Below are 13364 nucleotides of genomic sequence, written 5' to 3' on the forward strand. Positions count from 1 at the left end.
GGGCGGCCGGCGCTCACGCGCGCAGCCTCAGGCCGCGCGGGTTCGCGACGAACCCGGCGGCGGTCAGGGCGTCGCCGAAGGGCGTGCCCAGGGCGAAGACGCCGTCGATCTTCTCGACGGTGAGCTTCTCGACCCCGCGGGAGCGGACCAGCTGGGCGAGCGCTCCGGCCGCGTCCGCGAGGACGGTCTCGTCGGCGGAGAAGGTGAGCGCCGTCTTGCCGCCGCGCTCGAGGTAGACGGCCAGCTCGCCGTCGACGACGGCGACCAGGGCGCCGGCCTTGCGACCGGGCCGGTGGCCCTCGCCCTGCGGCCACGGCAGTGCCGCGCCGAACGGGTTCGCCGGGTCGGTCGCAGCCAGGGCGAAGACGGGCCGGGCGCGCTGCTGGGCCTCGTCCTGCGGCGCGAAGGTGCGGAGCCGGTCGACGCTGCCCGCCGTGCCGAACTGCGCGGCGCCGAGCTTCTCGATGAAGTAGCCGCGGCGGGCGCGGCCCTGCTGCTCGAAGCCGCTGAGCACCTTGTAGGCGAGCGCGAAGCCGCCGAGAACCCCCTCCGCCTGGACGGAGCCGCGGGTGACGATGCCGTAGCGCTCGAGCAGCGTCTCGCCGAGCGCGTGCCCGCGGATCGTCGCGTCCGACTCCGCCAGCGGCACGATCGACCAGCGGCCGCCCGCGGTCGGCGGGCCGACGCGGGTCGCCATCGTGGGCCGGGCGGTCATCCGTCCGCGGGGCGCCCTGGCGCGGGCGGGGGCGCGCGGCTGGCGGTGCGCGCCCCCGGTCGAGCCGACGAGGGTGCGCAGCGGAGCGAGCGTGTCGTTCGTGAGCAGGCCCGCCCAGACCAGCTCCCACAGCGCCTCGACCAGGGTCTTGTCGTCGGTGGAGCCGACCGCGTCGGAGAGCTGGCGGAAGAAGTAGCCGCCGCCGGAGCCGAGCACGCCGACGATCTCCTGCTGCAGCTCTCCGAGCGGCACCGCCTCCGCCGCGGGGACGGGCAGCGTGAGACCGGCGGTGTCGGCGAGGTGCAGGCTCACCCAGCCGTCGTTGCCGGGGAGGGTGCCGGCGCCGGCCCAGAGGACCTCGCCGGTCGCGGTCAGCTCGTCGAGCATGGCGGGCGAGTAGTCGCGCACCCGGGCGGGGAGGATCAGCGACTCCCAGGCCGAGGCGGGGATGGGCGCACCCGCGAGCTGGTCGATGACGGAGGCGACGCCGTCGATGCCGCGCAGCGAGCCGCCGAGGTGCTGCCAGGCAGGCAGGAAGCGGCCGTAGGCAGCGGCGTCGACCGGCTCGACCTCCTTGCGCAGCGCGGCGAGCGAGCGGCTGCGCAGGCGGCGCAGCACCTCGGAGTCGCACCACTCGGAGCCGGTGCCGTTCGGGCGGAACTCGCCCTCCGAGACGCGCCGCTCGCCGGAGAGCCGGCGGAGGGTGTCGTTGACGACCGCGACGCCGAGGCCGAGCCGGGCGGCGACGGCGACGGCGGTGAACGGGCCGTGGGTGCGGGCGTAGCGGGCGACGAGGTCGCCGAGCGGGTCGCGCACCGGGTCGATGAAGGCGACGGGGACGCCGATGGGCAGGGGCACGCCGAGGGCGTCGCGCAGGCGCGAGGCGTCCTCCATCGCGGCGTAGCGCTGCTCGCCCGCGAGGCCGACCGGCAGGACGCGCTTGGCGCGGACCAGCTCCGCGACGATCGCGTCGAGCGTCGCGCGCGCGATCGGCTCGGCCTTCGCGACGTCGGCCGACGTCACGGACTCGTCGACCAGCCGCTCGCCCAGCTCGTCGATCGTCAGGGGGCCCAGCAGGCGGAGCAGGTCGGCGGCGCCCTCGAGCCCGCGCAGGCGCCGCTCCGGCTCGACGCGCTGCAGCTCGCGCTCGATCTGCGCGAGGACGAGCGGGTCGAGCAGCTCGCGCAGCTCGGCGCGGCCCAGCAGCTCGCCGAGGAGCGTCGCATCCACCGAGAGCGCGGCGGCGCGGCGCTCCGCGAGCGGGCTGTCGCCCTCGTACATGAACGCGGCGACGTAGCCGAACAGCATCGAGCGGGCGAACGGGCTCGCCGTCGGCGTCTCGACCTCGAGGATCTGCAGCTCCCGGCCGTCGAGCCGCGCGGCGAGGCGCAGCAGCGCGGGCAGGTCGTAGACGTCCTGCAGGCACTCGCGCACCGTCTCGAGGATGATCGGGAAGGTCGGGTAGGTGCGGGCCACGTCGAGCAGCTGGGCGGCGCGCTGGCGCTGCTGCCAGAGCGGCGAGCGCTTCCCCGGGTTGTAGCGGGGGAGCAGCAGGGCCCGCGCCGCGCACTCGCGGAACCGGGCGGCGAAGAGCGCCGAGCCGCCGACCTCGCTGGTCACGAGCTGCTCGAGCTCGTCGCGGTCGAAGAGGAAGAGCTCGGCGCCGGGCGGCTCCGACTCGGTGTCGGGGATCCGGACGACGATGCCGTCGTCGCCCGCCATCGCCGCGCCGTCGACCCCGTGCCGCTCGCGGACCCGTGCGCCGATGGCGAGGGCCCAGGGGGAGTGCACCTGCATCCCGTAGGGCGAGTGCAGGACGAGCCGCCAGTCGCCGAGCTCATCGCGGAAGCGCTCGAGCACCAGCGTGCGGTCGTCCGGGATGCGGCCGGTGGCCAGGCGCTGCTCGTCGAGGAAGGAGAGCAGGTTGTTGGTCGCGTACTCGTCCAGGCCCGCGGCCGTGCAGCGCTCGCGGGCCGTCTCCACCGCCGCGCCGCCGATCTCGCGGGTGAAGGCGCCGATCGCCTCGCCGAGCTCGGCCGGCCGGCCCTGCGAGTCGCCCTTCCAGAACGGCAGGCGCCCGGGCTCGCCGAACGCGGGCGTGACGATCACGCGGTCGTAGGTGATCTCCTGGATCCGCCAGCTGGTCGCGCCGAGCGCGAAGACGTCGCCGACGCGCGACTCGTAGACCATCTCCTCGTCGAGCTCGCCGACCCGGTTGCCGGTCGAGCCGGGCTCGCCGACCATGAAGACGCCGAAGAGCCCGCGGTCCGGGATCGTCCCGCCGCTGGTCACCGCGAGGCGCTGCGCTCCGGGGCGGCCGGTGAGGGTGTTCTCGTCGCGGTCCCAGACGACGCGGGGCCGCAGCTCCGCGAACTGGTCGGAGGGGTAGCGGCCCGACAGCAGGTCGAGCGTCGCCTCGTAGGCCGAGCGCGGCAGGGCCACGAAGGGGGCGCTGCGGCGGACGGTGTCGAACCACTCGTCGACGTCGAGCGATTCCAGTGCCGTGGCGGCGACCGTCTGCTGCGCGAGGATGTCGAGCGGGTTGGCCGGCACCATGATCGCCTCGATCAGGCCGGCGCGCATCCGCTCGGTGGTGACGGCGGAGTGCAGCAGGTCGGCCCGGTGCTTCGGATAGAACGAGCCGCGCGAGACCTCGCCCACCTGGTGTCCCGCCCGGCCGACGCGCTGGAGCGCGCTGGCGACCGACGGCGGCGTCTCGACCTGCACGACGAGGTCGACGGCGCCCATGTCGATGCCGAGCTCGAGGCTCGAGGTGGCGACCACGCAGCGCAGCCGGCCCGACTTGAGGTCGTCCTCGATGATCGCCCGCTGCTCCTTGCTGACCGAGCCGTGGTGCGCGCGGGCGAGGAGCGGCTCGTCCTCGGGTGCGGCCTGGCCGGTGCCGCTGGTCGCTCCGGCGGCGCCCATGGTGGCGGCCGGAGTGCGGCGGGCGGAGGCGCCGACGACTCCCTCGAGGAGCGCGCCGACCGCGACCGGCTCCCCGGCCTCGCGGGAGCGCTCGGCCTCGGCCTCGCGCCGCTCCGCGTAGATCTCGTTGAGCCGGGCCGTCAGCCGCTCGGCCAGCCGCCGCGAGTTCGCGAAGACGATCGAGGAGGTGTGCGCGAGCACCCGGTCGACGATCGACTCCTCCACGTGCGGCCAGATCGAGCCGCTCTGCGGACCGGTGGCGCCCATGGTGGAGCCGTCCTGCGAGGCGGTGGAGCCGAGCTCCGACATGTCCTCGACGGGGACGACGACGCTGAGGTCCCACTGCTTCTCGGAGACGGGGGCGACGATCGTGACGGGGGAGCGGCCGGCCAGGAAGCGCGCGACCTCCTCGCGCGGACGGACCGTGGCCGACAGGCCAATGCGCTGCACGGGCTTCGGCAGCAGCGCGTCCAGCCGCTCGAGCGAGACCGCGAGGTGCGCGCCGCGCTTGGTGGAGGCGACCGCGTGCACCTCGTCGACGATGACCGTCTCGACCCCGCGCAGCGACTCCCGCGCCGCCGAGGTGAGCATCAGGTAGAGCGACTCGGGCGTGGTGATCAGGATGTCCGGCGGCGTCTTCTGCAGCACCCGGCGCTCGGCCGCGGGGGTGTCTCCGGAGCGGACGCCGACCGTGACCGTCGACGGCGCGCTGCCGATGCCCTCGGCGCTGAGCCGGAGCGCGGTCTGCGTGACGCCGACCAGCGGCGAGCGGAGGTTGCGCTCGACGTCGACGCCGAGCGCCTTCAGCGGTGAGACGTAGAGCACGCGGGTGCGATGCTGCGGATCCTCCGGCGGCCGGCCCTGCACGAGCCGGTCGATCGCCCAGAGGAACGCCGACAGCGTCTTGCCCGAGCCGGTGGGAGCGACGACGAGGGCGTGCGCGCCGCTCGAGATCGCCGACCACGCGCCCTCCTGGGCGGCCGTCGGCGCGGGGAAGGCGCCCTCGAACCAGGCCCGGGTGGCGGGGCTGAAGCGATCGAGGACGTGCGGCATGCGTGAATCCTCCCTGCCACCACCGACATTGCCGTGCGCAGGCCCCGCGGACGAGCCCTTGACGAGCGGCCGCGAGGTCTCGTGATCGTCGGGCGGCACCGGGATCAGGCGAAGCCCAGCCGCACGAAGGTGCCGATGTCGGCGAGCTCGGCCTGGCTCACGCCGTGGGCCACCCCCTCGTACACCCGCGCGTCGAGCGCGGTGTGCGCCGGGAACCACTCCGCCGCGGCCGCGACCAGCTCCGGCGGGATGACGGCGTCGAGCGTGCCGCGCCCCCAGAACACCGGCGGCCGCTTCTCGGCGAGGACCTCGTCGGCCGCGTCGCCCTCGGTGAGCGGCACCACGAAGCCCGAGAGGGCCACCGCGAACGCGAACCGGCCCGGGGCGCGCCGCAGCAGCTGCACGGCCAGCGCCGCGCCCTGCGAGAAGCCGAGCAGCCCGACGGGACCGTCGTGCTCGAGCGCGTCGAGCCAGTCGAGGACGCCCTGCGCCGCCGCCTCGACCGCGACCGGGTCGGCCCGGGGCTGGTCCGGGTCCAGCGGCACCCGCAGCGGCCACCAGGCGTTCGCGCCGCCGTCCAGGGCCAGCGGCGCCCGGAGCGACGCGAGCACCGGCTCCAGCGGCAGGTAGGCGCCGAGCGAGAACAGGTCGCCCTCGTGCGAGCCGTAGCCGTGCAGGAGCACCAGGAGGGGCCGCCCGGCCCGGTCCTTCGCGGAGGAGGACCACAGCACTGCGTTCGCGTCGATAGCCATCGGACCATCATCGCCGAGCCCGCCGGGTGCGAGCCGAAACCGGACTGACATGAACGTCGGGTAAGAATGGCCCTATGAGCGTGCGTACCCCTGATCCCAACTCCGGGTGGCTGTCCGACGATGAACTCGCCGAGATCCGCCGTCGGCTCCCGCTGCTGTACGTCGAGGCGGTGCCCGTCCGCGTCGACGGACTCGGCCAGGTGACCGAGGTCGGGGTGCTCCTCCGGGCGACCGCCTCGGGGCAGATCACGCGCACCATCGTCTCCGGCCGGGTGATGTACGGCGAGACCCTCCGCGACGCGCTCTTCCGCCACGTCGAGAAGGACCTCGGCCCGATGGCGTTCCCGCTGCTGCCGGCCAGCCCCCTGCCCTTCCACGTCGCCGAGTACTTCCCCATGCCCGGCATGGGCCCCTTCACCGACGACCGGCAGCACGCCGTCTCGCTCGCCTACGTCGTCCCCGTCACCGGCACCTGCGACCCCCGCCAGGACGCCCTCGAGCTGACCTGGATGACCCCCGACGAGGCCTGCTCCGACGCCGTCTCCGCCGAGATGGAGGGCGGGCGCGGCGCCTTGCTGCGCGCCGCACTCGCATCGGTGGGGAAGCTCCGGTAGCGCGCAGCGTGCCTTCTCGCGCGCCGCGGAGCGGCGCGCCGCAGTCGGCTCTCAGAGGTGGTCGGGCTCTGTAGAGCGTCCTGCGTCCGCCTGGCGGAATTCGCTGGCACGCGAATTCCGCTCACGGCTTGAAGCGCGCTCTCGCACCGGGACTCGGGGTGAGGGGCTTTGCATTCGCTGGCACGAGGCAGCCGCCTCCACTGAGTCGTCAGGTGCGCGGCGGGGCGGCGCGCGACAAGCTGGTCGAGTAGCGCGCAGCGCGTCTCGAGCGGCGAAGCCGCTTCGCGTCTCGGTGGTGAGGGAAAGGGACGCGGCTGCGCCGCGTCATGCTGGTCGAGTAGCCCCGCCAGGGGCGTATCGAGACCCGCCGTCACCAGCAGAGCGGGTCTGCAGACTCAGGTGCAGACGGTGGTGGATCTCGATACGCCCGCTGCGCGGGCTACTCGATCAGCATGGTTCTTCCATACTTGTGAGGTGATCTTTCCTAGGAGACCGGCCCAGACCTGGGCCGGTATCCTCCGCGGTTCTCTGGTCTCTGAGGTCTCGGTCCGGGTAGGGCCGCGATTTCACGCGAGCATTTCGACGAGAGGTGCGCCTCAAGCGGGCGCCGTGTACACAACTGAGGCTGGAAGGCCCTTTCTGTACGTTTTCGGGGCGGAACGGGCGATTCAGCCTTGGTTGTGCATGCCGACGCCGTCTGAGGGCGCGCTGCTCCCTTCCCGAGACGACGAAGGCCGGGAGTCCTCCCGCGACTGTGTCGCGGGAGGACTCCCGGCCTTCTTCATGTCTCTTCGTGCAGTCGTTCCGGCACGCGCATGTCGTCAGACGCTGCGCCCCCGGACCGGCCGCCCCTCACGAGGCGGAGCGGCGATTCGCGTGCCAAGCGAATCGCCGGAGCCGTTCGCAACCCGCTCTGCGGAACGCGACCGTCCACCCAGCCGACTGCGGCGCGCCGCCACGCGGCGCGCAGATCGGCTCAGCCCTGCGCGCGTCGCGCAGGGCGGCGCTCGGCGCCGGCCGGGGCGGAGCTGCCGGAGCCCGAGCCCGTGCTGTAGTACGAGCGCGAGCCGCCCGAGGTGGTCGCTGCGGCGGCGGAACGGCCGCGGCCGCCGCGCTGTCCGCCGCGAGCGGCGCCGTCGGAGCTGCCGCCGGTGCCGCGGCGGGGACGGTCGGAGCCGGCGCCGGCGGGAGCCGCCGAGCGCTCGCCGCGTCCGCCGCGAGGGGCGGTGCTGCCGTCGGTGCGCGCGGCGCGCTTGCGCTGCGCGTTGGCGCCCTGCGAGCGGCCGCCCTGCGACTGGCCGCGGACGGGCTCGACGACGGCGCTCGGAGTGACGAACGCCGCGACGTCGCCGACGAGCTTCGACACGGCGGCCGAGTCGGCGGTGACGAGCTGCGGGGTGACCTGGATGGCGGCCTTGCGCAGGAGCGTCTTCACGTCGCCGCGCTGGCTGGGCAGGACGACGGTGACGACGTCGCCCTCGCTGCCGGCGCGGGCGGTGCGGCCCGAGCGGTGCAGGTACGCCTTGTGCTCCATCGGCGGGTCGACGTGGATGACCAGCTCGACGTCGTCGACGTGCACGCCGCGGGCGGCGACGTCGGTGGCGACGAGCACCTTCACGGTGCCGGCGCCGAAGGCGGCGAGGTTGCGGTCGCGGGCGACCTGCGAGAGGTTGCCGTGCAGGTCGACGGCGGGGATGCCCTGGCCGGTGAGCTGCTTGGCGAGCTTCTTCGCGTGGTGCTTGGTGCGCATGAAGAGGATGCGGCGGCCGGTGCCGGACGCGAGGGTCTTCACGAGGGCGTTCTTGGCGTCGAGGCCGTCGACCTCGAAGACGTGGTGGGTCATCAGCGCGACGGGGGAGTTCGCCTCGTCGACGGAGTGCAGCACCTCGTTCTGCAGGTACTTCTTGACCAGCTTGTCCACGCCGTTGTCGAGCGTGGCCGAGAACAGCAGGCGCTGTCCGCCGCGGGGGGTCTTGTCGAGGATGCGCGTGACGACGGGCAGGAAGCCCAGGTCGGCCATGTGGTCGGCCTCGTCGAGCACGGTGATCTCGACGGCGTCGAGGTTGACGAAGCCCTGCTTCATCAGGTCCTCGAGGCGGCCGGGGCAGGCCACGACGATGTCGACGCCCTGCTTGAGCGCGGCGACCTGGCGCTGCTGCGAGACGCCGCCGAAGATCGTGGTGGTGACGATGCCGTAGGCGTCGGCGAGGGGCTGCATGGCCGCGGTGATCTGCGTCGCGAGCTCGCGGGTCGGCGCGAGGATCAGACCGAGCGGGCGGCCCGGGCGGCGGCGTCCGCCGGCGAGGGCGCCGCCGAGGCGGGCGACCATCGGGATGGCGAAGGCGAGGGTCTTGCCGGAGCCGGTCTTGCCGCGGCCGAGCACGTCGCGGCCGTTCAGAGTGTCGGGGAGGGTGTCCACCTGGATCGGGAACGGCTCGGTGATGCCGCTCGCGGTCAGGGCGGTGACGAGGGGTGCGGGGACGCCGAGAGCGGCGAAGGTGGGGATGGTCGACATGGATGGTGCCTTTCGGGGCATCATGCCGATCTGACAGCGCAGGCGGTGGCCGGGCGCGGGTGATCGGCGGTTCGGGCGAAGGTGACGGTGGTCACATCCGTTCGCCGTACGAAGCGGTGCGCGCGGCCGGGGGCCTCATGCACGTGCGCCAGATGGTCGGGATCCAGAGGGATCCGCAACGGAAAATGGGCGTTCTACGACGCGGGGGAGCGCAGTCGTCGCGCTCGCACCCTCCCACCCTAGTGGGTGCCGATCCATCCCCGCATGGTCGACTGCACGCGGGAGCCGTCGAGGTCGGCCAGCTTCAGGCCGACGAAGTCCCGCGCCCAGTCCGAGGTCTGCACCCGGAAGGGCGGCTCCGGGTCGCGCAGGGTCTGCAGGATCACGGCGGCGACCTCCGCCGGCTCCTGGGCGTGGCTGGAGGAGAAGGCGGAGGCCGTGCGGTCGAGGTAGGCGCCGAGCGCGCCGGCGTACGGGCCGGCCTCGGCCATCAGTGCGGAGGAGTCGATGCCGACGTTCTCGACGAAGCTGCTGCGGACGGCGCCCGGCTCGATCAGCGAGACGTGCACGCCGACGGCCGCAGCGACCGGCGCGAGCGCCTCGAAGAAGCCCTCGATCGCGAACTTCGCGGCGCAGTAGTCCTCGTTGAAGGGCTGGCCGACGGCGCCGCCGACGCTCGACACCGTCACGATCCGACCGCGCGAGGAGCGCAGCAGCGGCAGCGCGGCGCGGGTCACGGCGACCGTGCCGAAGAAGTTGACCTCCATCACGCGGCGCAGCTCCGCCGGGTCCTCGAGCTCGGTGATGCCGACGTGGCCCGCGCCGGCGTTGTTCACCAGGACGTCGAGCCCGCCGTGCACGGACTGGATCCGCTCGAGGCAGGCGGTGACGGAGTCGGCGTCGGTGATGTCGAGCTCCTGCACGTCGAGCTCCACCCCGGCCCCGCCGATCGCCTCGCGGAGTCCGTCGGCGTGCTCCACGTCGCGGACCGTCGCGACCACCTGCCAGCCCGAGCGGGCGGCCTCGATCGCTGTCGCGCGGCCGATGCCGGTCGAGGTTCCGGTGACGAGGAGGACGGGTCGGGGCATGCTGATTCCTGCTTTCCGGCGCGGGGGCGCGCCGCCCGGAGGCTATCGGCGGAGCCTCCGAGAACGGTCAGCATCGAGCACCCGTGCCGGTCGAGCAGCTGCGCAGCGGCGGCCCATGCCGGTCGAGCAGCCGCAGAGCGGCGACTCATGCTGGTCGAGCAGCCGCGGAGCGGCGTATCGAGACCCGCCGCGTCAGCCCTTGTAGCGCTCGCCCACCGGCACCTCGACCGGCAGGGTGTTGCCGGCCTGCGCGAGCGGGCAGGCCCAGGCCGGGTCGTACGCGCAGGAGGGGTTGTAGGCGAAGTTGAAGTCGAGCACGAGCGTCGACGGCGTCGCGCCGGTGCCGAGATCGGCGCCCTTCACGGTGTCGAGCAGGTAGCGGCCGCCCCCGTAGGTGCCACCCGGCGTCCCGGCCAGCGCGTCCTTGACGGGCACGAAGAGCCCGCCGCCGTAGGAGCCGAGCTTCCAGACGTCCAGCGTCCCTGCGGAGGGGACCTCGACGGTTCCGACGAGCTCGAACGGCACGACGCCGTCCGTCCCGGTCTCCACGTCCATCCGCCGCGCCTCCTCGGCCGGCGCGACCTCGAGCTCGAACCGCCAGGCCGCGTCGTACGGCGCGATCGGCAGGGAGCGGAAGTGCGCCCGGTCGGCGGGCAGCAGGGGAGTGGCGGGGTGGCGGTCGAACAGCGCGTTGCGCGCCCGGATCCACGACGCGTGCGCGGCGAGCAGGTCGACGTTCGAGAGGCGGCGGACCTCGGCGTACATCGCCTGGACGTGGCGGCGCCAGTCGGCGACCTCGATGGCGGAGGCGAGCCGGCGCCGCGGCGACACGGCGTCCTCGTCCTCGCTGCCGTCGTCCTCGCCGGAGGGCCAGCGGAAGCGCAGCAGGTCCGCGCGGGACAGCTCGACGGCCTCCTCGGCCGATCCGTCGGGGCTCACGGTGCGTCCTCCCCTCGGGGGCGGGTATCGGCGCCGACGTCGTGGCGCCAGGTCGGGGCCAGAGCGCGGATGCGGATCCCGCGCCACTGCCAGAACGCCCACATCGACGGCCAGAGCGCCGGCGAGGCGAGCCCGGCGCTGAACTCCAGCCGGTCGCGGAAGAGCGTCCGCCCGTCGGGGAGCGGGGCGACGGCCATCCGGTGGTCCCACGCGGTGATCAGCCGCAGCGCGCCGGACAGCGAAGCGCCGTTGTCGCGGAGGATCCGGACGTCGGGCATCGACGGGACACGGCGGTAGGAGAGGTCGATCTCCTGCGCTCCCATCGGCACGATCCCGAGGGCGTCCATCGCGACGTCGTGCGGCCCGAGGCCCCAGGTCGGCCGGAAGCCGCCCTCGTCCAGGGACGCGGCGGTCAGGAACGGGGACATCACCTCGCGGAACACGGCCGGACTCTGCAGGGCGCGCCAGGCGGAGTCGGGGTCGGTGTCGAGCACGTGCTTGAGCATCACCTTCACGGGGTCCATCCTCCTCCGGGTTCTCCCGGGCGGGAACCGGGTGCGCGCCGGGCCGCGGGCGTGTAGGCGGCGGCGGAGCGGTCGGTACCGTGGAGGAGTGAACGCCGCGCTCCCCGACTCCGACCGCACCGCCGCCGCCCCGGCCGCCGCCCTCGACCAGGGGTCGTACCAGATCCGCTTCGACTGGGGCGCCCGCGGCCTCCGCGCCCTCGCTCCGGCGCACATCACCGTCCTGGTCGACGCGCTCCCCGGAGGAGCGGACGACGCGATCGACTCCGACGGGATCGACGGCCACGTCGTCCGCGCCGGCCTGGCCGACCGCAGCGCCGTGGCCCGCTGGATCCTCGAGCGCCAGCACGAGAACGGCGGGCGGACCAGCGTCAACGTCGTCGCCGTCGGCGAGGTCGACGCGGCGGGCGAGCCGCGCTTCGCCGTGGAGGACCAGCTGGCCGCGGGCGCGCTGATCGACGCCCTGATCGGGCTCGGCATCGACCACGTCTCGCCCGACGCGGCCGTGGCCTCGGCCTCCTACGAGGGACTCCGCCGGGCCTGCGTGCACCTGCTGACCGCCTCCGCCACCGGACGCCTGCTCACGGCGCAGGGCCGCGGGGCCGAGATCTCCGCCGCCGCCCGCGTGGACACCGTCGACGCGGTGACGGTCCTGCGCTCCCCGCGCTGACGGACCGGGCCTGAGCGTCTCCGCAAGGGGTGCGGCCGCGCTCGACCCGCGGGGCCGGAGCGGCGTAGCGTTCCCCGGGAGCGGAGGACCGCCTCCGCCGATCGTCTCCGCGACAGGAAAGCTGGCCCGAATGAAAGCCGTCCTCAACGACGTCGTCATCGCCGACGCCCCCGACTCCGATCTCATCTCCATCGAGGGCAACTGGTACTTCCCGCCCACGAGCGTGAACAACGACTACCTGGTGCCGAGCAGCACCCAGTACACCTGCCCGTGGAAGGGCGAGGCCCAGTATTACGACGTGAAGTCCGACGACGGGATGCTCAAGGACCGCGCCTGGTCCTACCCCACGCCCTACCCGACCGCGTTCGACCGCGTCGGCAAGGACTTCTCGGGCTACCTCGCGTTCTGGAAGGACGTGAAGGTCGTCGACTAGCCCTCGCCGTGGTCCGCGCGCTCGGCGCTCCGGCGCCGGTGCGCGCGGACCTTCGCCCGGTTGCCGCAGCGCTGCATCGAGCACCAGCGCCTGGAGCCGGCCCGGGAGGTATCGAGGTAGAGGATGCGGCAGTCCTCCGCGTCGCAGCGGCGCAGCCGCCCCGGAGTGCCGCCGCCGAGCAGGTCGACCGCCTCGCGGGCGAGGGTCGAGAGCGCCTGCCGCGCCGCCGCGTGCGAGCGGCCGGCCTGGCGCGAGCCGCCGGAGAGCGACGGCGGCACGTCCGGCATCGCGGCGAAGAGGTTGACGACGTCGACGTCCGCCGGGTCGCCCACGGCACTCCGCTCGGCGGCGACTGCCAGCCGCGAGACCGCGCCGCGCAGCATCAGCGCGTCGTCGAGCCGGGCGTCGCGGGCGGTGGCGTCGACGGCATCGAAGCGCTCGGCGAGCCAGGCCGCCAGGGCCTCGTCGGAGTCGAGGCGCTCGCCGGGGATCCCGCGGAGCGGTCCGGTGCAGGCGAAGTCGAGCGCCAGGCTGCCGGAGTCGAACCACCAGCGCAGTCCGCCCGCGTCGACCAGCCACTGCCCGGTGCTCGGCACCCGGCCGCGGACCACGCGATGCGGTGCGCCCTCGCTCACGCCGAGCGCTCGCTCGCGGCCGGTCGCGCCGGCACCTCGCGGCGCCGCCACTCGATCGCGTTCGCGGCCTCGAAGCGCCGGGCGCACCTCCCGCAGGCCAGCGGCCGGCTCGGGCGGCGGTGCCGGTAGAAGAGGTGCCCGCTCGGGCAGCTGCCGACCCACGGGGCGAGCTCGTCCGCGGTCGGATTGCTGTGCGTGCGGTCACCGGTGTAGCCCAGTGCCGTCGCCGCCCGCCGCCAGGCCGGACCGTGGCCGGCCTTCGGGCCGGCGAGCGCGTGCGCGACCTCGTGCAGCAGCGTCTGGTGCACCTCCTCGTCGCTCCACCGGGCGGCGAGGTGCCGCGACACGGTGATGCGCCGGTCCTTCCAGTGGCAGGCACCGCCGCGGGTGCGGGCGTGATCGAAGGCGAAGCTCCACGAGGCGTCCAGGTGCTCGCGCAGCAGCGCGTCCGCCCAGCGGGCGACCTGGTCGAGCTCAGCCATCGGTCGGATCGGCTCC

At 74.2% G+C, this 13364-nt stretch carries 11 protein-coding genes; 3 read left to right on the top strand and 8 right to left on the bottom strand.

Annotated features, from left to right (window positions below):
* Positions 1-13 precede the first annotated feature (13 nt).
* Positions 14-4696, bottom strand: coding sequence for an ATP-dependent helicase (locus EDF36_RS14020; protein ID WP_123733496.1), 4683 nt, complete (start codon positions 4694-4696; stop codon positions 14-16).
* A gap of 104 nt (positions 4697-4800) precedes the next feature.
* Entirely contained in the window at positions 4801-5448 is a 648-nt protein-coding gene (locus tag EDF36_RS14025) for an alpha/beta hydrolase (protein WP_123733497.1), read from the bottom strand.
* A 74-nt stretch (positions 5449-5522) separates the two neighbouring features.
* On the opposite strand from EDF36_RS14025, the gene EDF36_RS14030 reads away from it, so the two are divergent.
* On the top strand, positions 5523-6062 hold the full coding sequence (locus tag EDF36_RS14030; RefSeq protein ID WP_123733498.1) for an NUDIX hydrolase family protein: 540 nt from the start codon (positions 5523-5525) through the stop codon (positions 6060-6062).
* Positions 6063-7038: 976 nt separating this feature from the next.
* On the opposite strand, the gene EDF36_RS14035 is transcribed toward EDF36_RS14030, so the two are convergent.
* The 4 genes from EDF36_RS14035 to EDF36_RS14050 form a co-directional block, all read right to left on the bottom strand.
* Positions 7039-8577 carry a DEAD/DEAH box helicase gene (locus EDF36_RS14035; RefSeq protein ID WP_123733499.1) on the bottom strand — a complete coding sequence of 513 codons (1539 nt, stop codon included), beginning with the start codon at positions 8575-8577 and terminating at the stop codon, positions 7039-7041.
* Between the two features lie 239 nt (positions 8578-8816).
* A complete protein-coding gene (locus tag EDF36_RS14040; protein ID WP_123733500.1) occupies positions 8817-9665 on the bottom strand; it encodes an SDR family oxidoreductase in 849 nt (282 codons plus the stop codon).
* 192 nt (positions 9666-9857) lie between these two features.
* Positions 9858-10430, bottom strand: a complete 573-nt coding sequence (locus EDF36_RS14045) for a DUF1684 domain-containing protein (protein ID WP_123445360.1) — start codon at positions 10428-10430, stop codon at positions 9858-9860.
* Between the two features lie 170 nt (positions 10431-10600).
* The gene (locus EDF36_RS14050) at positions 10601-11128 is read right to left on the bottom strand and encodes a hypothetical protein (RefSeq protein ID WP_260300723.1); all 528 of its coding nucleotides are present in this window, start codon (positions 11126-11128) and stop codon (positions 10601-10603) included.
* An 88-nt stretch (positions 11129-11216) separates the two neighbouring features.
* Here EDF36_RS14050 and EDF36_RS14055 point away from each other — a divergent pair, with 88 nt between their 5' ends.
* Positions 11217-11798 (top strand): 2-phosphosulfolactate phosphatase, encoded by a 582-nt coding sequence (locus tag EDF36_RS14055; RefSeq protein ID WP_185020487.1) that lies wholly within the window; start codon positions 11217-11219, stop codon positions 11796-11798.
* A 130-nt stretch (positions 11799-11928) separates the two neighbouring features.
* Positions 11929-12231: a DUF427 domain-containing protein gene (locus tag EDF36_RS14060; RefSeq protein ID WP_123445021.1), complete on the top strand. Its 303-nt coding sequence runs from the start codon at positions 11929-11931 to the stop codon at positions 12229-12231.
* On the opposite strand, the gene EDF36_RS14065 is transcribed toward EDF36_RS14060, so the two are convergent.
* Together EDF36_RS14065 and EDF36_RS14070 are read right to left on the bottom strand one after the other, a co-directional pair.
* The gene (locus tag EDF36_RS14065; RefSeq protein ID WP_243839818.1) at positions 12228-12866 is read right to left on the bottom strand and encodes a CGNR zinc finger domain-containing protein; all 639 of its coding nucleotides are present in this window, start codon (positions 12864-12866) and stop codon (positions 12228-12230) included. The genes EDF36_RS14060 and EDF36_RS14065 overlap by 4 nt on opposite strands.
* Positions 12863-13348, bottom strand: coding sequence for a SprT-like domain-containing protein (locus EDF36_RS14070; protein WP_123733503.1), 486 nt, complete (start codon positions 13346-13348; stop codon positions 12863-12865). The genes EDF36_RS14065 and EDF36_RS14070 overlap by 4 nt, the downstream gene beginning before the upstream one ends.
* Positions 13349-13364 lie beyond the last annotated feature (16 nt).

Source organism: Rathayibacter sp. PhB152, assembly GCF_003751395.1.
Taxonomy (GTDB): domain Bacteria; phylum Actinomycetota; class Actinomycetes; order Actinomycetales; family Microbacteriaceae; genus Rathayibacter; species Rathayibacter festucae.

Coding starts and splice junctions, on each gene's coding strand:
- EDF36_RS14030 (WP_123733498.1), top strand. CDS start 5,523: ATGAGCGTGCGTACCCCTGATCCCAACTCCGGGTGGCTGTCCGACGAT.
- EDF36_RS14070 (WP_123733503.1), bottom strand. CDS start 13,348: ATGGCTGAGCTCGACCAGGTCGCCCGCTGGGCGGACGCGCTGCTGCGC.
- EDF36_RS14060 (WP_123445021.1), top strand. CDS start 11,929: ATGAAAGCCGTCCTCAACGACGTCGTCATCGCCGACGCCCCCGACTCC.
- EDF36_RS14020 (WP_123733496.1), bottom strand. CDS start 4,696: ATGCCGCACGTCCTCGATCGCTTCAGCCCCGCCACCCGGGCCTGGTTC.
- EDF36_RS14035 (WP_123733499.1), bottom strand. CDS start 8,577: ATGTCGACCATCCCCACCTTCGCCGCTCTCGGCGTCCCCGCACCCCTC.
- EDF36_RS14050 (WP_260300723.1), bottom strand. CDS start 11,128: ATGGACCCCGTGAAGGTGATGCTCAAGCACGTGCTCGACACCGACCCC.
- EDF36_RS14025 (WP_123733497.1), bottom strand. CDS start 5,448: ATGGCTATCGACGCGAACGCAGTGCTGTGGTCCTCCTCCGCGAAGGAC.
- EDF36_RS14045 (WP_123445360.1), bottom strand. CDS start 10,430: ATGTACGCCGAGGTCCGCCGCCTCTCGAACGTCGACCTGCTCGCCGCG.
- EDF36_RS14040 (WP_123733500.1), bottom strand. CDS start 9,665: ATGCCCCGACCCGTCCTCCTCGTCACCGGAACCTCGACCGGCATCGGC.